Raw genomic sequence first — 26590 nt, forward strand, 5'->3', positions numbered from 1 at the left:
CCTGGTTCAGCCTTGCGCCGCCGCAAAGGCCGCCACCATGTCCTGCTGGTCCGGCCGCAGCGCATCGATGGCGGCCAGCGGGCGATCAGGCGCGCCGGTCAGCAGGACCGAGGGGCATTGTCCCTCGAAATTGCCGAGATTGGGGCGGTGCTGGCGATAACCGGCGAGCGCGGCCAGTTCAGGAGAAAATCGGCGTGCGACTTCGGGCGGATAGGCGAGCCATGGATTTTCATAGGGTTTGAGCCATCCCAGGCTATAGCCTGTAACGATCGCGCGCCGCACAGCAGCGGTACGGTTCGCGCCGGCACCGTGCAGGGTTGATCCCAGCAGGATGAGGGCAGAGCCGGGCTCCATCCCGACCGCCATCGGATCTGTGACCGGACCGGGCATGAGCGCCTGTGCGCCGTGGCTGCGCGGCCAGACCAGCGTCGCGCCATTATCGGCGGTGAAGGGCGTCAATGGCCAGATGATATTGACCAGATATTCAATCTCTCCCTTGGGCGCCTGCCACATATCCTGGTCGCGATGGGGTACCTGCGCCGGCGCGCCGGGGTGGATGGCGATGGCCTGCCCGACATTAAGCTGGATGCAGTCGCACCAGGGGGCGAGAATCTGCTGGGCGATCCGGGTGATCAGTGGATGCCGCACCAGCGTTTCTCCATGGGACGAGCGTGTCAGCAGCCGCCCGAAGCGCTTGGTCGTCTCGCCATAAAATGCGCCCCGGCAGAAGGGCGTCTCTGCAAAAGCGGGTGACAGGTCTGCGTCCAGCGCAGCGATGACGCTTTCGGGCAAGGCGTTCGGAAGGATGGACCAACCCTGGTCGAACAATTGATCGATCAGGGACGAGGCGGTGGTGGAAGATTTGGCGGTCATGATCGCTTCTCCCGCCTCAGGCCGCCATCGGTGCCTGATCATGGATCCCGGCCTCGGAGAGCCGGTCGAGCGTGTCCGCGCCGATCTCGATTTCCAGCGCGACGAGCAGCGAGCCTTCATGCCATCGTGGCGTGCCCAGCGGCCGGCATTGCCAGCCAAAGGCCAGTATCTGCTGGAACCAGTTCATCTCGGCGATGGCGACATAGCGGCTGATGCGGTTCGCCAGCGCATGGTCCGCGATCGCGGTCACCAGGCGGTTGCGGACCACCCGCCGCTCGGGCGCCCGCAGGTTCCGGTCGAGGCAGAAGCGGGTGATCTCGAAGACATCCTCGCCGCGCGGCGGCGGCGCGTCGCATAATGTGGCGTAGAAGCTGTCGAGAATATGGGGGCGCAGGGTCGGCAGCAGTCTCGCCGAGGCGAGATGGGTGCCGTCGGGTTCTGACAGGATGACGTAGCGCGCATGTTCATCGTCGAACTGGTCGACCTCGAACCGGCCGTCGAGAACCGGGATCTGCCATTTGAGGAGATCGACGAAGACGGATTTGCGGGCCGCGAACATGGCGCGCAACACAGCGTCCGGCACAGGCCGGAACGGTTCTTTCACGATGTGCAACATGGACAAACTCCCTTGGTCGTGAGCGATCAAGGGTCGGTTCGAGGGTCGAGTCGCCGCTATTCCCAGAAATGGGGATGGCACCAGCCGCCAATGTCGCTGATCGTCAGGGTTCCGTCACCCAGCGCCCGGCCGACGAGCAATATCCGCTTGTTGACCTGGTAGCGTGCACAGGCTTCCTTGATATGGCTCGTCACGGTTTCCCTGCTGATGTCCAGTATTCGGCTGGTCTCCCAGTCGCTCTTGCCCCGCGCCGCCCATTGCACGCAGTCGCGCTGCCGGTCGGTGATGAGCGGGGTGGTCATGGCATGCCGGGGCATCGACCAGAGTCGCCGGGCGGCATCGAACGCATAATTGCCAAGCAGTTGCGCCAGGAGGAGCCTGTCCTCGCGCAGGGGGCGATCGCCCGCATTTGCGAAGGTGCAGGATCCTGGCGGCTGGCCGCCGATATTGGAGGGAATGGTAAAACCATCGCCGATCCCCGCCTGCCTTCCGCGCGCGAGATGCCTGTGGTCGCCGCTCGTCAATGGAATGAGTGCCGACATCTGGGTCCAGCGAAAGCCCCAGCTGGTCCTGTGGCAGGCCCTGTGGACCGGGTCGGTGATACCCAGCGCGTTTTCGGCATAGAATTCCGCCCAACGGTCGGGATAATTGTGAATGTGGATCGCGCCGCTGCCTGCGGCCATCACATCGACATGCTGCGTCAGGGCAAAATATTGAAAGCCCAGTTGCTGCGCAATCAGGCGCATGATCGATCCCATGTCGTCGCGCGTCCGAACCTGGTTGATGCATTGGAGGAAATGCATCGCTTCTTGATGCATGCTCATGCGCACGCGTCCCGACTGCGGGCGGCATCTCAAGCTGCCCCACGTCCCGCAGCCGTCCTTTCCCCGTGGCTGTCGCCGACAAGCGGGGCCTCACGCCGGCAGTCGGCTGATAGTGTCATGGGATTGTCATATCATGATTTTTTATGCCCGGGGAAATATTTGCTGCTGTGCAGCAAAGGCCGGTCGAAGCGCGGTCATCGGTTGTGGGGGGCGAGGCGCTTCTGGGCTGAACTCCGCCAGTGACAAGCGACGGCACCATTGTCGTCGCTGAAGATTGGATGAATGCCGCGCCTTATGCCGCGCTCCAGGGGGTTGGTCGCGCAGCGCTGATGTGGGAATGGCTGCGCCGCGATCCGGCTTATGTCGCCTGGCACGCGCAGGCGAGTCGCGTCACCCGAGGCGCTGCCGGCAGCTCGCCCTGGGGGTTGCACTTTCGCCGAGCATCCCGACCTCCGGGCCCCGGAAGCGCGGATCATCTGGCGCGCCGATTTCGATCCCGCGACCCTGCCTGTTTCGATCGCGCCCTGCTCTGGTCTGGACGAAGACGGCATCGATGTTGCGTGCCTGACGCCATGGCTCCGCGCCGCCACCGGCGCCATGGGCCTGGAATATGCGGTGCTCACCGATGGCCGCAGGCATTTGCGGCTCGACATACTGGAGGGGAGTCTTGCCGGATCGCAAGGCATGATCCTGCTGCGCTATGAGATGTGGGGCTTGAAAACCGCCGCAAGGCGGTTGCGAACCCTGGAGCGTTTCCTCGATCTGGCCAGGACCGGCCGTTTTCGTCCAGCGCTCTATCCGCCCGATCCCGTGGTCGGGCGGGGCGTTGCGCTGTTGCGTGTCCATGATGCCCGCGCATCGGGCGCCAGTCATCGCGACATCGGCGAGATACTCTTCGGGACACAAGCGGTGGCATCGGGCTGGGAAGGAAGGACAGACCATGTGCGTCAGCGCGTGCGGCGCATGGTAAAGTCCGCGCGGGCCATGGCGCAGGGTGGCTATCGCTTGCTGATGAGATCCAGATAGAACGTTGGGGTGGCCGGAAGTCGGTGGAAACCAGGGCCGTAGTGTCGAAGGGTTTCGGTGCCGAAGGGTTCTGGTGTCAACCTTGGCCGTGGGCCGGCCTTGCCGGCTCTCCATGGGCGCGGCGCCGGGCGCCGCGGCGTTACTGGCTGTGGTCCTCCCTTCAGGCGGGGATGGGCTCGTTCGCCCTGCTAGGCCCGCGCGCCCCTCCCGCAAATGGCGGCCAGCCGCCATTCCTCCGCTTCGCTGCGGCCCTTCCGGGTGCGCTCGGCGCTTGGCCGCGGGCCTTGCCGTGCTCCTTGCCGCCCACCCCCGCCCTCGCGGGGGACCATGTTGGTTTTGAAGGCGGTGTTTGGAGGTTTAGGCATGACGTCCCATTCTTCACGCCGCGCGCATGACCGGCAAGGACAACAGGCAATTTCAGGCGGGAAGCGTTCAGGCGTTCGGGCGAAAGGCGCGCCCGAGGGGCAGGCACCCAATATCCATGAGCAGGTGACGGCCCGCATCATATCGCAGCTCGAGGCTGGGCGCATGCCTTGGGTGCAACCTTGGGCCAAGGCGGGCGAGGGCGCGGGCTGTGGTCCAGCCCTGCCCCGCAACGCGCTGTCGGGCCGTTCCTATTCGGGCATCAACATTCTCCTGCTCTGGGGCGAGGTGATCGCCAAGGGCTATCCCAGCCAGAGCTGGCTGACCTTCCGGCAGGCGAGGCAGGCGGGCGGCACCGTCCGCAAGGGCCAGCATGGTTGCATGGTCGTCTATGCCGACCGCTTCATTCCCGAAACCGAAAAGGCGAGGGCGCAGGACAGTGGGGAGGAGGCGCGGACCATTCCCTTCCTCAAACGCTTCACGGTCTTCAATGTCGCGCAATGTGAAGGGCTGGAGAATAAAGTCCTGCCTGATCCCGCGCCGCTGCCTGAGCGTGAAACCATCCCCATAGCCGAGGAGGTCATCGCGGCGAGCGGCGTCGATTTTCGCATGGGCGGGGACAAGGCCTATTATATGCCTTCGCTCGATATCGTGCAGGTGCCGCCGCAGCCGGCCTTTTTCGAGCAGATCAATTTTTACCGGACCTGCCTGCATGAGCTGACCCACGCGACGGGGCATGTCTCGCGCTTGGGCCGCGATCTTTCCCATGGCTTTGGAACAGCGGACTATGCCCGCGAGGAACTGATCGCGGAAATGGGATCGGCCTTCCTCTGCGCCTCCTTGGGGATCGTCCCGACCGTGCGGCATGCCGACTATATCGGCGCATGGCTGGCCGTGCTTCGCGAGGACAGCAGGGCCATTTTCCGCGCGGCGCGCGCGGCCAGCCTTGCCGCCGACTGGCTGCTGGAGAAGCATCGCGCTGCCCGGCAGGGCGTGGGTGGAGAGGGCGAGGCTGATCCGGCTATCGCCGCCACGCCCATGGATGGGAGGGCGACATGATCCTCCTTTCCGATGAACTGCGCGCCCGCTTGCGCGCGCAGGCGCGGGCGAGCGCCGAAATCTTGGGCTCTGACCCTTGCCCCATCGCCAAATTCTTCAATCCCATCGGGGCCGCGACATGGCTGGTCACCGAATTGGCGCGGGATGGCGACACATTGTTCGGCCTTGCCGATCTGGGCTTTGGATGCCCGGAACTCGGATATTTTTCCCTGCGGGAGATCGAGGCCATCCGCCTGCCCTTTGGCCTGCGGATCGAGCGCGACCTTGCCTTTACATCGCTGCATCCGCTTTCGGTCTGGGCCGACACGGCCCGCCGGGCCGGATCGATCCTTGCAGCCCAGTCCTTTCTCGCCCGCAGCCTCACGGCCCGGCCGACTGACGAGCTTCCGCCGCCCTGAACGGCGGCAAGGCGCGGGCGGCCGCCTGCCGCCCATTCAAGGACAGGTCCTGTCATCTGCCGACCGCGACGGTCCGTTCACGGCGGGGCCTGCCATTTGCGACAATGGAGTGATCCCATGAAACTCGACTTCATCCCTCTCGACCGGCTCTGCATCAGCAAGGCCAATATGCGCTGGAGCAAAAAGGCCCCCGATGCGAGCGACATATTGCCGACCGTGCGCAGGCGCGGCGTCATCCAGCTGTCAACCGAACCGAGGATTTGACCCCTTGGGCGAACTGAAGAACTGACCCCCTCTCATTGCGCGGTGGTTTGAGTGTTTTCAAGCGTAGGTCCGGCCTTCTGCAGAAGGCCGGACCTACGCTTTTCGCGAAGTCGGTAACTATCGCCGCGGATGGTGATCACGGCAGAGTGGTGAAGCAACCGGTCCAAGATCGCCGTGGCCACAACCGGATCGCCGAAGACGCCGCCCCATTCACCCACCGAGCGATTGGAGGTGATCAGGATCGATCCTTTTTCGTAACGGCGTGATACCAGCTGGAAGAAGAGGTGCGCGGCATTAGCCTCGAACGGCAGATAGCCGAGTTCGTCGATGATCAGCAGCTTGGGCCGGGCTAGTTGGGTCAGCTGCTTGTCAAGCGTGCCGTCGTCGTGCGCCTTCGCCAGCATCGCCACCAGTGTCGCTGCGGTGACGAACTGGACCGAGTAATTCTGGCGGATGGCTTCGCGTCCCAAGGCCACCGCCAGGTGCGTCTTGCCCGTTCCCGGTGGGCCAAGGAACAGCGTCGTGTCGCCGTGGGCGATCCAGCGGCACGTCACAAGCTCCCGGATCTGGCCGGGATCTAGCGAAGGCTGCGCGTCGAACTCGAAGCCGTCGATCTCGCGAACGAACGGGAACTGGGCAAGCTTGCTCGCCATGGAGATACGTCGCTCATCACGCCGCGCGATCTCGCGGGAGACGAAGAACGCCAGCGCTTCGCGCAAAGTCATTTTCGAGCGCGCCGCCTCGTCAAGCAAGGTGTCGAGCTGATCCCGGATCGCTGAGAGCTTGAGCCGGTCCAGCATCGCCACCAGCGTTTCATGATCGATGGCCGTCATCACCAGCCTCCTCCGGCCACTGCTTCGTACTCTGCGAGGGGCCGCAACAAGGCGGGCGGCGGCGCTAACGGCGATGGTGCTACAGGTGGCAGTCCCGAGCCTACCAGACCTGTCAGATGCGCCCGATCGACGATCCGTTGCCGGCGCCCGTCGCACACGGGATGATCGGCCACGACCTCGCCAGCGTGGCGCACGATGATGCGGCCAGCGAGGACCACGACCTGGACCATGCGGCGCGAATAGCCCAGCGTCGCCACGAACAGATGAACGCGCACCCGCTCATCACCGATCCACACCCGGGACTCGCCGAAGTCGATCTGCAGCTGATGGCCGGGCCGCGTCTCAAAGCGCACCGTTGCCCGCTTTTGCGCCCATAATTCCCGACGCCAACATTGAACGCGAAGCTCCACCGACCGCAGACCGATCACAATTCCGTGCTCGCTCGCCAGCTCCTGGCGTATGACATCGGCGTTGCCGCCATGCCGGAAGAAACGCTCGCGCAGCCAGTCGTCCAGCCCATCAAACGCCGATTTGCGGTCCGGCTTCGCGAACGGCACCGCACCGCCGGCGCGAAGGTATCGGCGCACCGTATTGCGGGCGCAGCCAAACTCCTTCGAGAGCCGTTTCGATCCCCAGCCAAGCTTCTGCAGCCGCACCATCGCGGCAACCTCGTCGGGTTGAAGCATCTCTTCCCCCTGCACAGCCAATATCCGTGCAGGAAACTCTGCAATCCCATTGCTCATCTGTCTTTCCCCTCATCAGCCGAAGGGGGCAATTCTCAGATTCGGCAGGGGGTCAGTTTCTCAGTTCGCATGACACCAGCCCGTCATCGTGCGGCCCTGCCAATGTGCAGCCGAAGAGGCAGCCAATGGCGCGCCCTCGTTTGAGATCATTGCCGGAAGCCGCCGCTTTCATGCCGCGCGCGCCGTCTGGCAGGAAAAACGCGCGGCGGGCGAGGCTGATTCCGAATGCGCCGCGCTCCCCTGCGCCATTCTCGAGGCGGGCGATGATGCCGACGCGATCGAGGCCTCGCTGATCGAAAATGCCGCGCGCCGCGATCCTTCCGAAGTGGCGCAATGGGAGGCCTTCACCCGGCTGGTGAAGGAAGGGCGCGGCGTGGAGGAAATCGTAGCGACCTTCGGTTTGCCCGACATAGCCGTGCGGCGCATCCTTGCTCTGGGCAACCTCCTTCCCCGCATCCGCCAGCTCTACGACCGCGAGGCCATTGACCGTGCGACGGTGCGGCACCTGACCCTCGCATCGAAAGGCCAGCAGCGCGCATGGCTCGCCCTGCTCGATGACGAGGATGGCTATGCGCCGACCGGGCATCAGTTGAAGGCATGGCTTTTTGGCGGACAGTCCATTCCGGTCCGCCATGCCCTCTTCGACCCGGCGGCAAGCGGCCTCGCCATCGTCTCTGACCTTTTTGGCGAGGATGCCTATTTTGCCGATGCGGGCCTCTTCTGGGACGCGCAAAATGCCGCCATCGCCGCGCGCCGGGAGGCGTGGCTCGATGCGGGCTGGAGCGATGTGGTGATCATACCCGTCAACGAGCATTTTTCGGCCTGGGAATATGAGAAGGCGCCCAAGCGCAAAGGCGGGCGCGTCTATGTGGATCTGCGCTCCAATGGCGAGGCCGTCATCCATGAGGGCTATCTCAGCCGCAAGGAAGCCCGGCGGAAGGCGGCAGGGCAGGGCGATGCCGACCGGCCAAGGATCGTTCGTCCGGAACTGACCTCCACTCTTAACGGCTATGTCGACCTGCATCGCCATGCCGCCGTGCGCGCGGCATTGCTCGGCCGGCCCGGCATCGCGCTGCGGTTGATGCTGGCCCACGCCGTTGCAGGCTCACCGCTCTGGTCGATACGAGCCGAACCCCAGACAGCGCGCCATGAGGATGTCGCGCAGAGCCTCGCCGCGAGCCGGGGCGAGGCCCTGTTCAACGAGCGGCGGCGGGCGGTGCTTGCGCTCCTGCGCGCTGATCCCGATGACGCGCATCTTCTCGGCGGCCATGATGCACCCGATCTTGTCACCCTGTTTCACCGGATGCTCGACCTTCCCGATGCCGCGCTCATGGACATTGTGGCCATTGTCATGGGTGAAAGCCTCGCCAGCGGCAGCGCCGCCGTCGAGGCGGTCGGTCTCGTTCTGGGCCTCGACATGGGGCAATGGTGGGCGAGCGACCACGCCTTTTTTGCACTGCTGCGGGATCGCGAATTGCTGGGTGCCTTGCTGGCCGAGGTGGCGGGGGAAGCTGTCGCAGCGGCCAATGCGAAGGAAAAGGCCAAGGCCCAGCGCCGTATATTGGGCGACCATCTGCGCGGGGAAAATGGGCGGCAGGCGCGCGCCGGATGGGTGCCGCGCTGGATGGCCTTTCCGCCGTCCGCCTATACCGCGCGCGGCGGCGTCGGATCGGTGAATGCCCGTGAAGCGGCCCGCGCGGCGGCGAGCGTGGCGCAGGATCGCGAGGATGATCCGGTGCCACCGCAGGGCGGCGCGGCCCTGCCGGACCCCGATGGGGAGGAACGGGATGTGCTGGGGCATGGCGCCGAGCAGCACCGGCTCGCGGCTTGACGGAGGCTCATATGGGATGGACGGGATCGCGCGGTGGTCCCGTCCATTGGCCTCAGCGATATACAGCATGAAAAAATCGGCTGCGCGCCCACGCCGTTCCGGCCTGGGCGCGCAGCCTGCCCGTTTCTCCTTGCCTCTGCTGATGCCGTCCCGCATGGGAACGGGGTGATGTGGGGCAGATCATGAGGATATTGGACGATGTGGCGCGTTTCGTCGCGCGCCTTGGGCCCGAGCCGGTATGCGACCCTTGCATCGCGCAGAAACTCTCGCTGGATGATGTGGCGCTTGCCAGCCATGCACGCCATGAATTGGCCGGAAGCCATGGTTTTGAGCGCTTCAAGGGCGCGTGCAGCCTGTGTGATCAGAGCGGCATGGTGATCCGGCGTCACTGACCGGCATCCCGCCGCGCTCGCGACAGCCAGATGCCCAGCTTCCTCCACCCGGAATGTAGATACATTTGTTGACACATTGCGTCATTCTGCTAGTGTATCATCAATGTCGATACAAGGGAGTGTCCGATGGGTATTCAGGTAAAGAAGTGGGGCAATAGCGCGGCAATCCGCATTCCCTCCGCCATCATGGCGGCTGCCGCGCTGAATGTCGGTCAGGAGGTCGAAGTTCGCCAGGAAGGTGGCCGGCTCATCATCGAGCCCGTCCTGAAGCCTGTCTACACGCTCGACGCGTTGCTTGCGGACATGAAGCCGGAGACGTTCCACGAGATTGTCGATTTTGGTCCCCCGGTCGGCAATGAAGTGCTTTGATGGCCAGTCGCTATATTCCGGACACTGGCGATATTGTGTGGCTGCAATTCGATCCCCAGGCCGGACATGAGCAAGCGGGGCATCGTCCTGCGCTCGTCCTCTCCCCTGCGGCCTACAACAAGCTGCGGGGCATGATGATTTGCTGCCCGATGACGAGCCAGATCAAGGGCTATCCTTTCGAAGTGACCGTGTCCCAGGCACCGCCCAGCATCGTGCTGTCCGATCAGATCAAGAGCCTTGATTGGAAGGCGCGGGGAGCGAAGAAAAAGGGCTCCGTATCAACGGCCGTGATCGATGAGGTGCGCGCCAAGATAGGCGCACTTCTGGGTCTTTGAGCGATTTCCAGTCAGATGGCATCATCTGACGGTTGAGTAATCGCGGTCAGTCAGGGAAATGGAGCGGTCGATCTGATTCAGTCAGATCGACCGCTCCAGCGGGGCCAGGGCCGAGGGCGATGCCAGCTTGTCGATACCCTTTGCCGAAGGGCCGCACAATGTCGCTTGCCCCTTTCGCGGCCCTTCGGCATATTTCCTCTCCCAAAAGATGGGGACCGGCTGGAGTCGGAACCCTTGGATTTTCTGATGGCCACAGCGCAGACCTTGTGTGACGGGATGATGCACCGGTTGCTTTGTGACGATCAGTCGTCGTGCGGGTGAAGCGCGGGCGCTGCTGGTTGACGGGCGCCCGGCCGAGATTGGCATAGGGTCGAGCGAGAGTCCTCGATAGCGGAGCGCGGGCCGCGCGATGGCCATTGTGACCGGAAATCCTGTCTGGCCAGCCGCCTCTGTCGCACCCGGCTGCCCTCTCCACGAAAGATATGAGCACATGCCATTCACGCATCCGGGGCCGTTCGAAGCGGACTGGAGCATGATGCAGCGGCCTTCTTTCCTGGTTGTCGGACTGACGGGTCATGCATGCCATCGTTTCCCGGCCGCGCTGCCTCGATCCATCCCGGCGCTCTGAAAAGCAGGCTTCTGGGCCGGGCCAGTCCTCCCGCAACCGGCTCGGCTGCGCCTTATTTCCCCGCCCCTGGCAGGGCTCCTCGCGGACCAAATAAGGCTGGCCGGCCGGTCCTTCGCTGACGCTTCGGCCTGCGGTGCGGGAGGCCTTTGCGGCCCGGCCCTCCTGGCCTGCTGTCGCCCGGAAATGGTTCGCGGGCGCGACAGGAGACAGAAAATGGCTGCAATCGGTTATGTCACCCGCAACGGAAATGGCTTCAAGGGCCAGCTTCGCACCCTCTCGATCCGCACCGATGTCGAAATCATCCCCAACAGCCGCAAGAATGGCAGCACCCAGCCCGACTATCGCGTCCTGGCGTCGGGGGTGGAGATCGGGGCGGGCTGGATCCGGATCAGCGAAACCTCCGGCAAGGACTATGTGTCGCTCAGCCTCGCCGCGCCGGAATTCGGACCCCGCCGGCTCTATGCCAATCTTGGCCGGGCCGCCGGGCAGGATGATGAGGATGCCTTCGCCATCATCTGGAATCCGGCTGACTGATGGTCCGTCGCCGGTCCCGGCCGCTTCCCATGCAGCCGGGACCGGATGATCGCGACGGGGGTCGAAAAGGGCACCCCCCATTTTCCGACCGTGCCGCGATGGGCTGGATCGCCCCAGCATGAGCCGATCTGACCCACATGCTCCCTTCCGGGGCCGGGTCGCGAAGGAAAACAGCCATGGAAGATGATGCGAAGGAACGGCCCGGCGCCCATCCGCGGGACCTGGCCGAGCGCGCCCGGATCGCGCGGAATACCTGCCCCTATCTGACCGCCAAGCAGGCGGCCTTTCATCTCGGGATCGCCGCCAACACCCTGAAGCGCTTGCGCCATCAGGGGCGGGGGCCGCTCTGCCGCATGCATGGCGGAAGCTGGCGCTATCATGTCGATGATCTCGATGCGTGGTCGGCGGCCCGCAGGTCGGGAGAAGGCGCATGAGCCGGTGTCGCGACCTCCCGCTTTTCGCCTGGGGCGAGGCGTTGCGCGCGGCACGCGCGAGGCGCCGCCGCCTGCGGCGCCATGCCATCTGGATCGGGTTGGGCGCGCTTGCGCTGGGGGCGACCATTGCCTTCCCGCCGTCCCCGCGCCTGCTCTGGAATGCAACAGCGAGCGCTCCGGTCGGCTTCTATCTGGTGTCGCCTGGCGCACGGCTCGCGCGCGGCGACATGGTGGTGGCGCGCGCGCCCTATCCGGCCCGCCTGCTCGCCGCGCGGCGGCATTATCTCCCCATGAACGTGCCGCTTGTAAAGCGCGTCATCGGCGTTCCGGGCGACATCATCTGCGCGCGCGGCGAGAGGGTGACGCTGGACGGAAAGCTGATCGCGCGGCGTCTGCCGCACGACAATATGGGTCGCGCCCTGCCCTGGTGGGAGGGTTGCGAGGGCCTGCTTCCCGGCCGCTTTTTCCTCCTCATGGACAAGGTTCCGGCATCTTTCGACGGTCGATATTTCGGGCCGGTGGGAGAGGGCGACATCATCGGCAAGGCGAGCCCGCTATGGCTGGGCTGACGCGATGCCTGCGGTCGATCGCGACGGGGCTGATCCTTTGGGCAACGCCGCTGCGCGCCGACCCAGTTGCCGACTGGGTCGGGGAGATAGCCGAGGCGTCGGTCCGTTTCGGGATCGACCGGCTATGGGTCGAGGCGGTCATGCGCGCGGAGAGCGGCGGCCGCACGGTCTGGCAGGGCAGGCCCATCACCAGCTCCGCCGGGGCCATGGGCCTGATGCAGCTGATGCCCGGCACCTGGGCAGACATGCGAAGGCTTCATGGGCTCGGACAGAACCCGCATGATCCCCATGACAATATCGTTGCGGGCACCGCCTATCTTGCCGCCATGTACCAGCGCTTCGGCTATCCCGGACTGTTCGGCGCCTATCATGCCGGTCCTGAGCGCTATCGGCAATTTCTCATCGAAGGCCGGCCGTTGCCGCCGGAAACGCGCGCTTATATGGCCAATATCACTGCATCGCTCGGGGCCGCTCGGACGCTGTCGCCGCTACGCCCACCCCAGCTAAACCCGCCGGCGACAAAGCCTCCGTTCCTGTTCATCTATCGTGCCGGGCCACCCGCAGCCGAGCCTGCCGACACGCCAACTGAGGGCATAGCGAAATCCGATCCGCTTTTCGCCGTACGCCGGGACTATTGAGCATCGGCCTTGTCCTGTTGTTCAGCATTTCGGGGCAGGCCGCACCACAAGGCGGTTGTGGAATAGCGACCATTTCGGATTTAGGAGGGAGCGATGGACGATTTTTCCTCCGAGCATATGCTGTGCGGCCGATCGCTGTCGCGTGACGATGTTCAGCAGCTCAGCCCCTCGACTTGCCGCCATCTTGTCGATTGCGACCTGGAAGAGGCCGACCTGTCCCGGCTCGACCTCAGTGGCCGGCACTTCGAGCGCCGCAACCTGCGGCATGCCGATCTGAGCGGTGCGAACCTGGAGGGCGTGGTCTGGCATGGCTGTCGGGGCGCATTTGCCAATTTTACCGGCGCCACCCTTGCAGAATCCAGCTTCCGCGCCAGCGATTTCAACAATGCCAACTTTCGCCGAACCAAGCTTTATGCCGCGCGGTTCAGCGGTTGCAAACTGACTGGCGCGGACTTTACCGATGCTTCCGCCATGGAGATCGGGATCGAGGAAACGCTCCTCATCAATGCGCGATTGCCTGGATTTTCCTTTCGCAATAACAGGCTGCGGAAGGTCGATTTTTCCCAGGCCGATCTTCGAAAGTGCGATTTCCGGCAGGTGGTGTTCGAGGAGTGCAGCCTGCGCGATGCCAGCATGGCGGGATCGCGCTTCGACGGCGCGGACCTGCGCGGCGCGGATATTGGCGGCCCGCGGCTCGTCGATGCAAGCCTCTTCCGCGGCGCAACCATATCGCGCGCGCAGGCCGGAGAATTGCTGGGCGAACTCGGACTGAAGGTGCGCTAGCGCCAGGCAAAATTCGCGGGCTTGTCGCCCAGGACAGACGCATGGCCAGGCGAGGAAAGAGGAAAATCCGCTCAGGCTTTCCTATGATACCGGTGCGGAACGCGCCGCCTCAAGGACGACGGGGCCCCACCATTTTTCGTGGGGGACGCTGCGCTTTCCCCACGAAAAATCGTGACCCCCATCGCCGCTGGCGCGGCCGCTTCGCGGTCCTTGACCCGGCCCGTTCCGCCCCGGGCGACGCCTTCATCTTTCGCAAGATGATGGAGGCTGAAATGTCGATTGAACAGCAAATCGAGGAACTGCGCGCTGAACTTAGCTGCTGTCGCGACCGCCGGGAAGCCCGGCAGATCGCGGCTGAATTGCAGATTGCGCTGGACGAACGGGACCGTCTGGCAGAGGTGTCCGAGACAGCCCTTTGATGACGCCAGCCATGCCCGGAACAGTGCCATTGGCTGCTGTCCCGGGCTTTCTTTTCGTTCGCGGCAGGACCGGATGGATGTGATGAAGGGCTGGCGGCCGAAGAAGACCGAAGGGGGAGGGCGCGCGTAAGGCAAGATAAAGGTGCCGGCACCATGGGCCGTCTAACCGCTTGTCTGCACATCATTTTTCCTGGTGCCATGTTTGAGGATGGGCGCTCGTCCAGTGCCATTTCCTGCTGAAGGCGCGGATTTCCGGGCTTTCTGGCGGCACCGCTTCCCATGGCGCAGAAGATGCCGCACTCTGATGGCGAGAGGGGCCAGGGCAGGAACCATGCAATGGCCGATGATGATGATGTTACACCACGGCTTGGACGTCAGCGCGTGTCGCGTGGGCCCAAGGCACGGCGTTATGTCGGCAGGGTGACCGCGGCCGCCAATCTGGCGCGGGGCGCTGGGCCGGGACGGAAGGGACATGCCGGTTTTTCCGGCCATCGCTATGGGCGCGGCGCTGGCATCGGCCGGCTGCTTAGCGTTGGGGGAAACAATGCGCTCCTCCGGCGCCGGCGTGTCGTCGTCAAGGCGCGGCTTGTGAGGCTGGGCGGCAGGGGCGGAAACCAGGCGACCGCCCATCTGCGCTATCTGCAGCGGGACGGGACCAACCGGGCAGGCGAACGCAGCGTGCTGTACGGTCCCGGGGAGGATCATGCCGATGGCAAGGCCTTTCTGGAGAAGGGCAATGGAGACAGGCATCAGTTCCGCTTCATCGTCGCGCCGGAGGATGGCGATCGATATGAGGATCTGAAGCCCCTTGTCCGCCGTCTCATGATGCAGATAGAAGAGGATCTCGGCACGCGGCTCGAATGGGTCGCGGTCGATCATTACAATACAGGCCATCCGCACAGCCATATCCTGCTCCGGGGTGTCGATGAGAATGGCGACAATCTCGTCATTGCGCGCGACTATATCGGCAGGGGATTGCGCGAGCGTGCGGCGGAACTCGTCGAACTCGACCTTGGCCCCAGAAGCGATCGAGAAATTCTCGTCTCGCGCCGCGCGGAAATCACGCAGGACAGGTTTACGTCGATCGACCGTTCGCTGCTCCGCATCGCCGATGGCCATGTCGTCAAACCTGTGGCTCGCGATCCTCTCGAGCATGACCTGCAGGCGAGCAGGCTTGGGCATCTTGTGCGCATGGGGCTGGCCGAGCCTTTGCCCGCCGGCCGCTATCGGCTTGACCCCGATCTTGAAACGACGCTGCGGGTGATGGGAGAAAGAGGAGACATTATCCGCACGATGCAGCGCGAATTTTCGCGGCTGCGGCTGGAGCGGGCGAGCGCCGACCGGCTGATCTATGATCCGGCCGCGGCAGGCGTGTCGCCGCTCATCGGGCGCATACTCATGCGCGGGCTCGCCGATGAGTTGGAGGATCGTCATTTTCTGCTGATCGACGGCATCGACGGACGCGCCCATTATGTGCCGATCGGCAAGGGCGAGATCGACGATTTGCTCCCGCCATCGCAGGCTGAGGGGGACAGCCCTCAGCCAAGCGGTGCGGTCGTCGCCATCCGGCCGAGGGAAGCGGCCGTCCGCGAGGTCGATCGAACGATTGCCGCCGTCGCGGTGGGCAATGGCGGGCGCTATGATGGCGAAGCGCATCGCCTTCATGACCCGGGCGTGCGTTCGGACTATGTCGAGGCGCATGTCCGCAGGCTAGAAGCGCTTGCGCGTGCCGGGGATATTGCCGGGCGTTCGGGTGACGGGAGCTGGATCATCGCCCCCGACCATATCGAGCGCGTCGCGGCGTTCGAGCATCGGCAGCTCAGAACCCAGCTCGTCATGGTCGAGTTACTCTCGCCATTAGATGTTGCGGAACTGGCGACCGCCCATGCCGCAACCTGGCTCGATCGCACGCTGCTCGACGGCGATCCTCCCCAGTTGCGCAACGCGGGGTTTGGCCGAGACATGGCTGATGCGCTGGCGCGCCGGCGGCAATGGCTGGTCGAAGAGGGTTTGGCCGAGCGGGACGGCAGCGAGATCGGCTATCGCAGGGATTTGCTCGCGACCTTGCAGCGCCGTGAACTTTTGCGCGTGGCGGGTCAGTTGTCACGCGAACTGGCCTTGCCATTCGCCGAGACCGCAGAGGGCGAGAAGCTGGAGGGCATCTACAGGCGGCGCGTCGACCTTATCTCCGGGCGTTTTGCGGTGCTCGAACGGTCGCGGGATTTCGCGCTCGTGCCCTGGCGGCCGGTGCTGGAGCGGCGGGTTGGACAGAGCGTGTCGGGCCTGATGCGCGAAGATGGGGTGAGCTGGTCCTTCGGGCGAGGTCGAGGCGGGCCGATGATCAGTTGACCTTGGAAATGCCGTCGTCAGTTACGTGGAGACTGCGGCTCGCGATACGACACGCGATGATACATCGGGTCCGACCGGTCGCAGGCGCTCATGCTGGCGCAAAGAAACGGACGACGCCTTGCTGGTCCACTGAATCTTCACGCGGGGGGCGAGGGTAGCGGGCTGCCGGTCGCAAGGCTGTCAGCCCAGGCCTGAACATTCTGATGATCGATCACCCGGCCCGCGTCTACATCTGCCAAGGCTTCAAGCGTTATCTTGTGCCGATCTTCCTCCTGGTCGATCCATGCCGCCAGAGCCTCCTTCATGATCCACCGTCGCGAACGGTCAATGCGAGCAACCGGGGCATCGATCTTATCGGCCATCCCACCGGCACATGGGCTGTCAAGACCCCGGTTCCTGTTGCCATCTTCATCACTCCCAATCGTCATGAAAGTTGTTCAAAAGGCTCTTGGCTTGGCAAGCAAATGCAACAGCCGTGGCCGGGAAGCGCTGCTCTTGTCCCTGCCCCATGATTGTGCACGCTTCGCTTCTCCAGGACAAGTTCATAGGTGCTTGCCAAGGGAAGGAAATCCCGCGAGAATCCGGACATGAAAACGGATCTTGATCACCTGCCGGATATCCAGCGCGGCGAGTTGGAGCGGGTCCAGAAAATTCTCTTTGGCGAGTTTGCCGAGGCGACCTCGCGGGCAAGCCAGTCCTGGAAGCGCAATGGGCGGATCCTCAAGATCATCCTGTTCGGGAGCTATGCGCGTACGGATTGGGTCGATGAACCTGAAAATGGCTATCAGTCTGATTTCGATCTGCTGATCATCGTCAGCCATGCCGACCTCACGGACATCGCCGATTATTGGTATGTCGCCGAGGACAAGATCCTGCACGATGATGCTGTGCGCCGGCCGGTCAACATCATCGTCCATACGCTCGATGAAGTGAACCAGGGTCTGCGGAGCGGGGAATATTTCTGGGCCGATATCGCTCGCGATGGCATAGTTCTGTACGAATTGCCGGGGTCGAGTTTGGTGGCGCCGCAGCCACTCACGCCCCGGGATGCTTTCGAGATGGCGGCGGGGTACAGAAAATCTTGGATAAAGAAGATAGACCACGCGATAGATATTGCTAATTTCTGTGTATCCACGAAGAAATTGAATGACGCGGCATTCAATTTTCATCAGGCGGCGGAGAGAGCATATATCTGCTTTCTCCTCGTCCGAACATTGTATTTCCCGCGCTCTCATAATATCAAGTTTCTTCGATCCCTTGCTGAAGACATTGAAACGCGTCTGATCTCTGCCTGGCCAAGAGGCACAAGGGCAGAGCGTCGCCTGTTCGAACTGTTGAAGCGCGCCTATGTCGAGGCGCGCTATTCGGCTCAGTACGACATCAGCATCGAGGATCTGGAGGCGATTGCCCGGTCCGTCCGCATGTTGCGGGATGCCGTCGAAATATCGGCATGCGAAAGAATCGAACAGCTTCGGGTGGACGCGGGGGCCTGATCGATCGGGCGATGATCGCCCCAACCCATAGATGGCGTCCGCATTGAGCCGATCTGGGCCGATCTGCACCATGTCCTTCTGAAGCGCCGTGACGGATTCTTGAACCCGCTCGAACCGGACCAGTCCGGCGGGCGGGAGCAAAACCGTGACCCCGACCAAATTGCTGATCGGCCAGATCCTCATTGTGCTGGCCATCGTCCTTGCGGGCGTCTGGGCCGCCACCCAATGGGCGGCGGCCATGCTCGCCTATCAGCCCCAGCTCGGACCTGCCTGGTTCAGGCTCGGCGACATCCCGGTCTATCGCCCCTGGTCGCTCTTTCCCTGGTGGTATCATTTCGACGCTTATGCGCCGATCGTCTTCGACAAGGCAGGCGCGCTGGCTGCGGCCAGTGGATTCGTCGGCTGCGCCGCCGCGATCTTCGGTTCGCTATGGCGTGCCCGCCAATCCCGGCAGGTGACGACCTATGGCTCGGCGCGCTGGGCGAGCCCCAGGGATGTCCGGCGGGCGGGGCTGTACCGGCCGGCCGGCGTCATGCTCGGCCGCCATGGCTACCATTATCTGCGTCATGAGGGACCGGAGCATGTCATGGCCTTTGCGCCCACGCGTTCGGGCAAGGGCGTTGGCCTGGTGGTGCCGACCCTGCTGTCCTGGACCGGTTCCGCGGTCATTCACGACATCAAGGGGGAGAACTGGACCCTGACGGCAGGCTGGCGCGCCCGGTTCTCGCATTGCCTGCTGTTCAATCCAACGGATGCGCGCTCCGCCCGCTACAATCCTTTGCTTGAGGTTCGCCGCGGAGCGGACGAGGTCCGGGACGTCCAGAATATTGCCGATATCCTCGTCGATCCCGAGGGCGCGCTAACAACCCGGAACCACTGGGAAAAGACCAGCCATTCCCTGCTTGTCGGCGCCATTCTCCATATTCTCTATGCCGAGCAAGACAAGACGCTCGCCCATGTGGCAACCTTTCTCTCCGATCCCCGCCAGAGCTTTGCGGCGACGCTCCATCGGATGATGACCGCCAACCATCTGGGGACGGAAGAGCATCCGCAGGTCCATCCGGTCGTCGCCTCCGCCGCCCGGGAATTGCTGAACAAGAGCGAGAATGAACGCTCGGGCGTGCTCTCGACCGCCATGTCGTTCCTTGGCCTCTATCGCGACCCCACCGTCGCGCAAGTGACATCGCGCTGCGACTGGCGGATCGCCGATCTCATGGAAGGCACGCAGCCCTGTTCCCTCTATCTGGTGGTGCCGCCGTCCGACATCAGCCGTACCAAGCCACTGATCCGGCTCATCCTCAATCAGATCGGTCGGCGCCTTACCGAACGGCTCGACCAGCAGGCCGGGACGACAAGCCGACACCAGCTCCTCATGATGCTGGATGAGTTCCCCGCGCTTGGCCGGCTGGATTTCTTCGAAACGAGCCTTGCCTTCATGGCCGGCTACGGCATCCGGGCCTTCCTGATCGCGCAGAGCCTCAACCAGATCGAAAAGGCCTATGGCGAACACAACGCCATTCTCGACAATTGCCATGTCCGCATCGCTTTTGCGACCAATGACGATCGGACCGCGAAGCGGATATCGGACGCGCTGGGAACAGCGACCGAACAGCGCGCCATGCGCAACTATGCAGGGCACCGGCTGGCGCCGTGGCTTGCCCATGTCATGGTCAGCCGCCAGGAAACCGCGCGCCAGCTTCTGACACCCGGCGAAGTCATGCAGCTTCCGGCCGACGAGGAACTGGTTCTCGTCGCCGGCATGGCGCCCATCCGCGCGAAGAAGCTGCGCTATTATGGCGACCCCAATTTCGCCGCTCGTGTCGGAGCGCCGCCGTTGCTGAGCGACCGGGCCTATTCCGACATTCCCCCGTCCCGGAAGGATGACTGGAGCGCGAATAGCGATGCGGGGAGTATAGTGGTCGCTACCGCCGAGGCCAGGCAGGCAGCCGACGAAGGCGGGCGCGAGCAGCATCGGCATCCGGCGCTTGAAAATGAGGTCCGGCCGGACAGGCAGGATTCCGAACCGGAGGTGGATCGCTCCATCGTCGAGGATGAGGATGTCGTTTCCGACAAGCGCGCCATGGAGCAGGCGCAGCGCATGGCGCCTGTCATCCGCGGCCACGCCATCGATGTCGCGTCAACCCATGAAAAGGTGCTGGGGCTATGAAGCGCGCACCCAAGATCCGCCAGAATCTCTATATCGACCGCGAGATCGGCGATGCGCTCGATGCCATGGCTACCGGCCATGCAGGGAATAAGAGCCGATTGGTCAATGATGCGTTGCGGACATGGCTGCGCCATCGCGGCGCCAGCGAGGCGGAAGCGGCGCTGCGCATGCGCCTCAATGAACTGTCGAAGGAACTGGCAGCCGCCCGCCGCGACATCGACATACTGGTCGAGAGCCTGGCTCTCTTCATCCGCTACCAACTCATGGTGACGCCCCCGCTCGGGGACAATGACGAGGTTGGACGCGCCCAGGGACGCCAGCGCTTCGAGGCGTTCATCAGCCAGGTTGGCCGCCAGCTTGCAACCGGCAAGCGGACGATCGCTGTCCCATCGGCCGAGGGAGGCGAGGGGTGACCAGGCACGAAACATCCACAGCGACGACGCGCGATGAAACGGCAGCCGGACGGCGCAAGGCCATGCTGCACAGCGCGATGGGGCCGGCCATCGCTGCGGCGTTCGATGATCCCCGCGTCATCGAGATCATGGTCAATCCCGACGGTGCCCTGCGGCTCGATCTGCTGGGCGAGGGACGCGTCGACACCGATATTGTCCTTGGGCCCAGCGAAGTCGAACGGATTATCCGCCTGGTTGCCTCGCATGTCCGTGCCGAGGTCCATGCAGGCGCGCCCATATTGTCGGCCGAACTGCCGCCGCAGGCCGAAGGAAGGGCCGGCGAGCGTTTCGAGGCGATCCTGCCGCCGGTTGCGGTCGGCCCCTGCTTCGCGATCCGTAAGGCGGCATCTCGTCCCTATACTATTGGCGATTATGTCGGCGATGGCATCATCAGCGACACCGCCGCGGCGCTTCTGCGTCGCGCGGTGCGTGAACGGTGGAACATCCTTGTCGCCGGCGGCACCAGCTCGGGCAAGACGACCCTCGCCAATGCCCTGCTGGGCGAGATTGGGGCGACCGAGGAACGGCTGATCCTCATCGAAGACACGCGCGAATTGCAAAGCCCGTCGGTCGATACCGTGGCGCTGCGCACTCGGGCGGGCATCGTCACCATGACCGACCTTGTGCGTTCCACGCTCCGGTTGCGGCCCGACCGGATCATCGTGGGTGAGGTGAGGGGCCCGGAAGCCCTCGATATGCTCAAAGCCTGGAATACAGGACATCCCGGCGGGATTGCGACCGTCCACGCCAATGGGTCAGCCGCTGCGCTCGGCCGTATCGAGAGCCTGGTGCAGGAAGCCGTGGCGACGGTTCCGCGCGCCCTCATCGCAGACGCCATCGACCTCATCGTCTTTCTGTCCGGTCGCGGAGCCTTGCGGCGCGTCACCAGCCTCGTGCGCGTCGACGGTCTCGACCCGCAGGGTGGCTACCGGCTCATCGAACTCCTCGTCACTCCAGCCCCCACAGGATTAGCTCTATGACCAGAATATCATTCTCCCGACCATCCATCCTTCGCGGCGCCGGGTCCGTCGCCATCATGCTCGCCGCTGGCCTCGCCATGGCTTCGGCCGCCGCGCATGCCGCCGGCTCCGGCATGCCCTGGGAGCAGCCGCTCGAACAGGTGCTGGAATCGGTGCAGGGACCAGTGGCGAAGATCGTCGCCGTGATCATCATCATCACGACCGGCCTCACACTTGCCTTTGGCGAGACCTCGGGCGGTTTTCGCCGCCTGATCCAGATCGTCTTCGGCCTTTCCATCGCTTTTGCCGCATCGTCCTTCTTTCTTTCCTTCTTCAGCTTCGGCGGCGGGGCGCTCGTGGCATGAGCGCGATCGAAGGCTTCGAGGTGCCCATCCATGCGAGCCTCGCCTCGCCCATTTTGCTGGGCGGCGCGCCTCGGGGCCTGTCGATCCTCAATGGCACCCTGGCCGCTGCGATCGGCCTTGGCCTTCAGCAATGGCTGGTCGGGATCGCGGCATGGGCGATTGGGCACAGTATCGCGGTCATAGCGACCCGCCGCGATCCCGATTTTGCGCCCGTCCTGCTTCGCCATCTGCGTCAGAAGGGATATTGGGCATGCTGAACCTTTCTGAATATCGGTCCCGCGCCGATCGGCTGGCTGACCATCTGCCCTGGGCCGCGCTCGTCGCGCCCGGCGTGGTCCTCAACAAGGATGGCAGTTTCCAGCGCATATTCCGTTTCCGGGGTCCAGACCTTGAGAGCGCGACGGAAGCGGAACTGGTCGCCACCTGCGCGCGCGCGAACAATGTTCTGAAACGGCTCGGCTCGGGCTGGGCGATTTTCTTCGAGGCGCACCGACGGGAAGCGCAGGGTTATCCCGATGGCAAGTTCGCCGATCCTGCTTCATGGCTCGTGGATCAGGAACGGCATGCGCAATTCGCGTCTCGCGAGCAGCATTTCGAGAGCCAATATCACGCAACCCTCCTGTGGCTGCCGCCTGCTGACAGCAGCGATGCGGCGGGACGGCACCTTGTCGAACGCGAAGGGAAGAGCAGGCAGCGTGATTGGCGTCAGGCGCTCGGCGGCTTCATTGCCGAGACAGGGCGGATCATCGATCTGTTCAGCACTTTCATGCGTGAAATCCAGCCGCTGGATGATGCCGCAACCCTGACCTTTCTCCATGCGGCCGTGTCGGACCGGGATCATGGCGTGCATGTCCCCGAGACACCCTTCTATCTCGACGGCCTGCTGGCGGACACGCCGCTTGTCGGCGGTCTCGAACCCCGCCTCGGCGGGCAGCATATCCGTACGCTGACGCTGCTCGGCTTCCCCAATATGAGCAGGCCAGGCCTGCTCGACGCTCTCAATCACCAGAATTTCGGCTATCGCTGGGTCACGCGCTACATCGCGCTCGACAAGAGCGACGCCACCCGCGCCCTGACAAAGCTCCGGCGGCAATGGTTCAACAAGCGCAAATCTGTGACGGCACTGCTGCGCGAGGTGATGTACAATCAACCGGCCCAGTTGCTCGACAGCGACGCAGACAACAAGGTGATCGACGCGGACCTCGCTCTGCAGGCGCTCGGCGGCGATCATGTCGCCTTCGGATATCTGACCACCACGATCACGGTGATGGATCGCGATGCCGCTGCCGTCGATGCCAAGGTCCGCGCCGTCGAGCGGGTTGTGAACGGTCTTGGCTTCACCTGTATCCGCGAAACCGTCAATGCGGTCGAGGCCTGGTTGTCGGGCCTGCCCGGGCAGGTCTATGCCAATGTGCGACAGCCGCTGGTGCACAGCCTCAACCTCGCGCACCTGATGCCGCTTTCCGCCGTCTGGGCCGGACCTCATGGCAATCGCCACCTCGCCGGGTCGCCGCTTTTCCAGGCAAAGACCAGCGGATCGACACCGTTTCGCCTGTCGACCCATGTCGGCGACGTTGGGCATATGATCGTGGTGGGGCCAACCGGCGCGGGAAAATCGGTTCTCCTTTCCTTCATCGCTTTGCAGTTCCGCCGCTATGCCGGTGCCCGCGTCATCATGTTCGACATGGGCCGCTCGGCGCGCGCGGCGGTGCTTGCCATGGGTGGAAGCCATCATGCGCTGGGCGCCGGTGATGGGGAAGGCGATCTGCTTTCCTTCCAGCCGTTGCGCGACATCGACAGGGAAAGCGAGCGCGGCTGGGCGGCCGAATGGCTGGGCGGCATTTTCGCCCAGGAACGGGTGCTACTGACCCCCGAGATCAAGGACGCGCTCTGGTCGGCGCTCTCCAGCCTGGCAACGGCCCCTGTCGAACAACGGACGCTGACCGGCCTGTCGCTTCTTCTCCAGTCCAATGCCCTTCGGCTGGCGCTCGCGCCCTATATGCTGGATGGCAGCCATGGCGGATATCTGGACGCCGCGGAGGAGCGCCTCGCGCAGCGCAATGTCCAATGTTTCGAAACCGAGGCGCTGATGGGGCGCAAGGGTCTGGCCGCTCCGGTCCTGACCTATCTGTTCCATCGGATCGAGCAACGCTTTGATGGCCGGCCGACACTGATGATTCTGGACGAGGCCTGGAGCCTGTTCGACGATCCGCTCTTCGCCGCGCGCATCCGGGAATGGCTGAAGACCCTCCGGAAAAAGAATGTGGCGGTGCTGTTCGCGACACAGAGCCTGACCGATATCAGCGAGAGCAGCATCGCGCCCGCCATCATCGAAAGCTGTCCGCAGCGCATCCTGCTTCCCAATGATCGGGCGGTCGAACCGCAATCGCGGGCAGTCTATGAGCGTTTCGGCCTCAATACGCGCCAGATCGAGCTCATCAGTCGCGCGACGCCCAAGCGCCATTATTATCTCCAGTCCCAACGCGGCAACCGTCTGTTCGAACTGGATCTGGGACCGGTCGCCCTTGCGCTGTGCGGTGCGTCTGACCCCGACAGCCAGAGGCGGATCGATGCGATCATCACCGAACATGGTCTCGACGGATTTGCGGGCCACTTCCTGAGCGGCTGCGGCCTCCCGGCAGCAGCGGACGATCTTGAGCTTTTTCCATCCCCTGCTTCCCTCCAGTCCAAGGAGAAATAAGATGAAAGCGCGCATTCCGCTCCGTAAATATATTGTCGCTTCTGCCCTCGCATTGGGCGGGGCCGGTGCCATAGGCGGGGGTCTGTTCCTCCAGAGCCGGCCCGCTTATGCCATCCCCGTATTCGACAGCGCCAATTATACGCAGAACCTGCTGACCGCTGCCCGAACGCTCCAGCAGATCAACCAGCAGATCCAGTCGCTCCAGAATGAAGCGTCGATGCTGACCAACATGGCGAAGAATCTGAGCCGCATCAGCTTTCCCGAACTCACCGAGCTGACGAATAAATTGCGCGCCGTCGATCAGTTGATGACGGCCGCTCAGGGCATCGACTTTCGGATCGACACGCTCGACAGCCAGTTCAAGCGGTTGTTTCCCGACAATTACGACGCTGCGATGCGCAGCGACGAACGCTTGGCAGCGGCGCGGGAACGCTTCGACGCTGCCAAGGATGCGTATCAGCAGTCCATGCGCATCCAGTCGCAGGTGGTGGGCAATGTTGCGCAGGACGCCGATGCTCTCGAAACGCTGGTAAGGAAGAGCCAGGGCGCCGAGGGCGCATTGCAGGCGGCTCAGGCGACCAACCAGTTGCTGGCATTGGCCGCAAAACAGCAGCTTCAGATCCAGAACATGATGGCCGCGCATTTCCGTGCGCAGGCGGTCGAACAGGCGCGCCGAATCCAGGCCGAGGCTAATGCGCGCGCCGCGACCAGGCAATTTCTGGGGTCCGGTTCCGCCTATAACCGAAATTGAGATGAGGCAGCGCCGGTCCCACCGCTCCCCCACGGCCGGACCCTGCCTCGTCGCGGAGCCTCGCTCATCAACAGCCCCTCTCGCAGCGGGGCTCCGCGACACCCTTCCCATGAGGACTCCGTCTCATGAATGACCTCAATGTCATCGATCGTTTCCTGGCAACCTTCATCGCCTATATCGACAGCGGCTTTGGCCTGCTGGGCGGTGATGTGCGGTTTTTGACGGCCACGCTGATCGGCATCGACATGACCCTCGCAGGGCTCTTCTGGGCGATGGGCGGCGAGCAGGATGTGATCGGGCGGTTCCTGAAGAAGATCCTCTTCGTTGGCGCCTTTGCCTTCATCATCAACAGCTTCTCTTCTCTTTCCGAAATCATCTTCCGTTCCTTTGCCGCAGCCGGGCTGACGGCGGGTGGAGGCAGCATCTCGGCGGAGGATCTGCTGAAGCCAGGAAGGCTGGCCGGAGCCGGTTTCGAAGCGGCGTGGCCGCTGCTCGACCAGGCATCCGATCTGATGGGGTTCACCAGTTTCTTCGACAATTTCCTGACGATCGCCATATTGCTGTTCGCCTGGGTGATCGTCATCCTCGCCTTCTTCATCCTTGCCGTGCAGATGTTCGTCACCGTGATCGAGTTCAAGCTCGTGTCGCTGGCGGGTTTCATCCTCATTCCCTTCGCGCTCTGGAACCGCACGAGCTTCCTCGCTGAACGCGTGCTGGGTCATGTCGTGAGTTCCGGCATCAAGGTCATGGTGCTGGGCGTGATCGTCGGGATCGGCTCCAGCTTCTTTTCGCAGATGGTTGGCGCCCTAAAGGGCCAGGAAACCGATATCGGCGCCGCCATGAGCCTGGTGCTTGCGGCACTCGCCCTGTTTGGCCTCGGTATCTTTGCGCCGGCCATGGCATCGGGTCTCGCAGCCGGAGCGCCGCAATTGGGAGCGGGCGCCGCCGTTGGCAGCGTGGCCGGTGCCGCCGGGGCCGCGGTTCTGGGCGGTGCCGCCGCGATCGGTGGCGGCCGAGCGCTTGCTGGTGGCGCACTATCCGCGATCCGGGCCGGCACCATGATGGGGACGGCGGCGCAGGCAGCCTACAAGCTAGGCCAGGAGACTTCCGGCTCGTCGGGCATGGCCGCCGGACTGAGTGGTGTCGCCACGGCAGCCGGACATGCCGTCCGCAACAAGGCGGCAAGCAGCCTGGGTATCGCCGAAGCCGCCGAGCGTGGACGGGAGGCGGCCTGGTCGGCGCTGGGCACGGGCGGTGCAAAATCAGCCGTGGCGCAGCATGGCGATGTGCCGGACTGGGCGCAGGCGATGCAACGCCGGCAGGACGGGCGCCATCACCGTCACCTTGCCGCGCAGACATTGAAGGAAGGTGATCGCGGCGGCGCGTCCGTCACCCCTGACATTCACGAAAAGGACGACTGAG

General features: G+C 63.9%; 30 protein-coding genes. 25 read left to right on the forward strand and 5 right to left on the reverse strand.

The genetic code is table 11. The features are described 5' to 3' along the window. Positions 1 to 6: 6 nt before the first annotated feature. Genes HHL26_RS03455 through HHL26_RS03465 form a run of 3 tightly spaced genes read right to left on the reverse strand, consistent with a single transcriptional unit; the run spans position 7 to position 2313 of the window. Positions 7 to 873 (reverse strand): phytanoyl-CoA dioxygenase family protein, encoded by an 867-nt coding sequence (locus tag HHL26_RS03455; RefSeq protein ID WP_240962328.1) that lies wholly within the window; start codon positions 871 to 873, stop codon positions 7 to 9. A gap of 16 nt (positions 874 to 889) precedes the next feature. Next, on the reverse strand, positions 890 to 1489 hold the full coding sequence (locus HHL26_RS03460) for an acyl-homoserine-lactone synthase (protein ID WP_169575854.1): 600 nt from the start codon (positions 1487 to 1489) through the stop codon (positions 890 to 892). A 56-nt stretch (positions 1490 to 1545) separates the two neighbouring features. Continuing rightward, a complete protein-coding gene (locus HHL26_RS03465; RefSeq protein ID WP_240962331.1) occupies positions 1546 to 2313 on the reverse strand; it encodes a LuxR family transcriptional regulator in 768 nt (255 codons plus the stop codon). A gap of 360 nt (positions 2314 to 2673) precedes the next feature. Between HHL26_RS03465 and HHL26_RS03470 the strand changes: the two genes are divergently transcribed. The 4 genes from HHL26_RS03470 (at position 2674) to HHL26_RS03485 (ending at position 5423) form a co-directional block, all read left to right on the forward strand. After that, complete coding sequence (locus tag HHL26_RS03470) at positions 2674 to 3339, forward strand: DUF2285 domain-containing protein (RefSeq protein ID WP_169575855.1); 666 nt, start codon at positions 2674 to 2676, stop codon at positions 3337 to 3339. 363 nt (positions 3340 to 3702) lie between these two features. Further along, positions 3703 to 4761 (forward strand): zincin-like metallopeptidase domain-containing protein, encoded by a 1059-nt coding sequence (locus HHL26_RS03475; RefSeq protein ID WP_169575856.1) that lies wholly within the window; start codon positions 3703 to 3705, stop codon positions 4759 to 4761. Beyond that, entirely contained in the window at positions 4758 to 5159 is a 402-nt protein-coding gene (locus HHL26_RS03480; RefSeq protein ID WP_169575857.1) for a DUF2958 domain-containing protein, read from the forward strand. Before HHL26_RS03475 ends, HHL26_RS03480 begins: the two co-directional genes overlap by 4 nt. A 117-nt stretch (positions 5160 to 5276) precedes the next feature. After that, on the forward strand, positions 5277 to 5423 hold the full coding sequence (locus HHL26_RS03485; protein WP_169575858.1) for a hypothetical protein: 147 nt from the start codon (positions 5277 to 5279) through the stop codon (positions 5421 to 5423). Between the two features lie 32 nt (positions 5424 to 5455). On the opposite strand, the gene istB is transcribed toward HHL26_RS03485, so the two are convergent. Both istB and HHL26_RS03495 read right to left on the reverse strand, forming a co-directional pair. Further along, on the reverse strand, positions 5456 to 6256 hold the full coding sequence (istB, locus tag HHL26_RS03490; RefSeq protein ID WP_169575859.1) for an IS21-like element helper ATPase IstB: 801 nt from the start codon (positions 6254 to 6256) through the stop codon (positions 5456 to 5458). Then, positions 6256 to 6999: a transposase gene (locus tag HHL26_RS03495; RefSeq protein ID WP_169575860.1), complete on the reverse strand. Its 744-nt coding sequence runs from the start codon at positions 6997 to 6999 to the stop codon at positions 6256 to 6258. Before HHL26_RS03495 ends, istB begins: the two co-directional genes overlap by 1 nt. An 88-nt stretch (positions 7000 to 7087) precedes the next feature. Here HHL26_RS03495 and HHL26_RS03500 point away from each other — a divergent pair, with 88 nt between their 5' ends. The 21 genes from HHL26_RS03500 to trbL all read left to right on the forward strand — a co-directional run bounded on the left by HHL26_RS03500 (position 7088) and on the right by trbL (position 26589). Then, positions 7088 to 8830: a chromosome partitioning protein ParB gene (locus HHL26_RS03500; protein WP_206377331.1), complete on the forward strand. Its 1743-nt coding sequence runs from the start codon at positions 7088 to 7090 to the stop codon at positions 8828 to 8830. Positions 8831 to 9012: 182 nt separating this feature from the next. Next, positions 9013 to 9222, forward strand: coding sequence for a hypothetical protein (locus tag HHL26_RS03505; RefSeq protein ID WP_169575861.1), 210 nt, complete (start codon positions 9013 to 9015; stop codon positions 9220 to 9222). A gap of 126 nt (positions 9223 to 9348) precedes the next feature. Then, on the forward strand, positions 9349 to 9591 hold the full coding sequence (locus HHL26_RS03510; protein ID WP_013041112.1) for an AbrB/MazE/SpoVT family DNA-binding domain-containing protein: 243 nt from the start codon (positions 9349 to 9351) through the stop codon (positions 9589 to 9591). Next, complete coding sequence (mazF, locus tag HHL26_RS03515) at positions 9591 to 9926, forward strand: endoribonuclease MazF (RefSeq protein ID WP_169575862.1); 336 nt, start codon at positions 9591 to 9593, stop codon at positions 9924 to 9926. Before HHL26_RS03510 ends, mazF begins: the two co-directional genes overlap by 1 nt. 841 nt (positions 9927 to 10767) lie before the next feature. Then, positions 10768 to 11088: a DUF736 family protein gene (locus HHL26_RS03520; protein ID WP_066699763.1), complete on the forward strand. Its 321-nt coding sequence runs from the start codon at positions 10768 to 10770 to the stop codon at positions 11086 to 11088. 176 nt (positions 11089 to 11264) lie between these two features. Next, positions 11265 to 11522, forward strand: a complete 258-nt coding sequence (locus HHL26_RS03525) for a helix-turn-helix domain-containing protein (protein ID WP_169575863.1) — start codon at positions 11265 to 11267, stop codon at positions 11520 to 11522. Further along, positions 11519 to 12091, forward strand: coding sequence for a S26 family signal peptidase (locus HHL26_RS03530; RefSeq protein WP_169575864.1), 573 nt, complete (start codon positions 11519 to 11521; stop codon positions 12089 to 12091). Before HHL26_RS03525 ends, HHL26_RS03530 begins: the two co-directional genes overlap by 4 nt. Further along, positions 12079 to 12729: a lytic transglycosylase domain-containing protein gene (locus HHL26_RS03535; protein WP_169575865.1), complete on the forward strand. Its 651-nt coding sequence runs from the start codon at positions 12079 to 12081 to the stop codon at positions 12727 to 12729. Before HHL26_RS03530 ends, HHL26_RS03535 begins: the two co-directional genes overlap by 13 nt. A 93-nt stretch (positions 12730 to 12822) precedes the next feature. Continuing rightward, positions 12823 to 13512, forward strand: a complete 690-nt coding sequence (locus HHL26_RS03540) for a pentapeptide repeat-containing protein (RefSeq protein ID WP_169575866.1) — start codon at positions 12823 to 12825, stop codon at positions 13510 to 13512. Positions 13513 to 13784: 272 nt separating this feature from the next. Next, the gene (locus HHL26_RS03545) at positions 13785 to 13931 is read left to right on the forward strand and encodes a hypothetical protein (protein WP_169575867.1); all 147 of its coding nucleotides are present in this window, start codon (positions 13785 to 13787) and stop codon (positions 13929 to 13931) included. A gap of 336 nt (positions 13932 to 14267) precedes the next feature. Further along, positions 14268 to 16280, forward strand: a complete 2013-nt coding sequence (gene rlxS / locus HHL26_RS03550) for a relaxase/mobilization nuclease RlxS (RefSeq protein ID WP_169575868.1) — start codon at positions 14268 to 14270, stop codon at positions 16278 to 16280. A 203-nt stretch (positions 16281 to 16483) separates the two neighbouring features. Next, positions 16484 to 16792, forward strand: coding sequence for a hypothetical protein (locus HHL26_RS03555; protein WP_169575869.1), 309 nt, complete (start codon positions 16484 to 16486; stop codon positions 16790 to 16792). A gap of 36 nt (positions 16793 to 16828) precedes the next feature. After that, entirely contained in the window at positions 16829 to 17773 is a 945-nt protein-coding gene (locus tag HHL26_RS03560; protein WP_346765558.1) for a HEPN domain-containing protein, read from the forward strand. 145 nt (positions 17774 to 17918) lie between these two features. After that, positions 17919 to 19940, forward strand: a complete 2022-nt coding sequence (locus tag HHL26_RS03565) for a conjugal transfer protein TraG (protein ID WP_169575870.1) — start codon at positions 17919 to 17921, stop codon at positions 19938 to 19940. Beyond that, the gene (locus HHL26_RS03570; protein ID WP_169575871.1) at positions 19937 to 20353 is read left to right on the forward strand and encodes a CopG family transcriptional regulator; all 417 of its coding nucleotides are present in this window, start codon (positions 19937 to 19939) and stop codon (positions 20351 to 20353) included. The genes HHL26_RS03565 and HHL26_RS03570 overlap by 4 nt, the downstream gene beginning before the upstream one ends. A gap of 62 nt (positions 20354 to 20415) precedes the next feature. Further along, positions 20416 to 21372, forward strand: coding sequence for a P-type conjugative transfer ATPase TrbB (trbB, locus tag HHL26_RS03575; protein WP_169575952.1), 957 nt, complete (start codon positions 20416 to 20418; stop codon positions 21370 to 21372). A gap of 56 nt (positions 21373 to 21428) precedes the next feature. Beyond that, a complete protein-coding gene (locus HHL26_RS03580) occupies positions 21429 to 21716 on the forward strand; it encodes a TrbC/VirB2 family protein (protein WP_013041095.1) in 288 nt (95 codons plus the stop codon). Continuing rightward, positions 21713 to 21973 carry a VirB3 family type IV secretion system protein gene (locus HHL26_RS03585; RefSeq protein WP_169575872.1) on the forward strand — a complete coding sequence of 87 codons (261 nt, stop codon included), beginning with the start codon at positions 21713 to 21715 and terminating at the stop codon, positions 21971 to 21973. The genes HHL26_RS03580 and HHL26_RS03585 overlap by 4 nt, the downstream gene beginning before the upstream one ends. Beyond that, complete coding sequence (trbE, locus tag HHL26_RS03590; protein WP_169575873.1) at positions 21967 to 24417, forward strand: conjugal transfer protein TrbE; 2451 nt, start codon at positions 21967 to 21969, stop codon at positions 24415 to 24417. The genes HHL26_RS03585 and trbE overlap by 7 nt, the downstream gene beginning before the upstream one ends. Position 24418: 1 nt before the next feature. Continuing rightward, positions 24419 to 25168, forward strand: coding sequence for a P-type conjugative transfer protein TrbJ (gene trbJ, locus HHL26_RS03595; RefSeq protein ID WP_169575874.1), 750 nt, complete (start codon positions 24419 to 24421; stop codon positions 25166 to 25168). A 125-nt stretch (positions 25169 to 25293) separates the two neighbouring features. After that, the gene (trbL, locus tag HHL26_RS03600) at positions 25294 to 26589 is read left to right on the forward strand and encodes a P-type conjugative transfer protein TrbL (RefSeq protein WP_169575875.1); all 1296 of its coding nucleotides are present in this window, start codon (positions 25294 to 25296) and stop codon (positions 26587 to 26589) included. Position 26590: the final 1 nt, after the last annotated feature.

Origin of the sequence: Sphingobium sp. TB-6 (assembly GCF_012927365.1) — a bacterium.
Classification (GTDB): Bacteria; Pseudomonadota; Alphaproteobacteria; order Sphingomonadales; family Sphingomonadaceae; genus Sphingobium.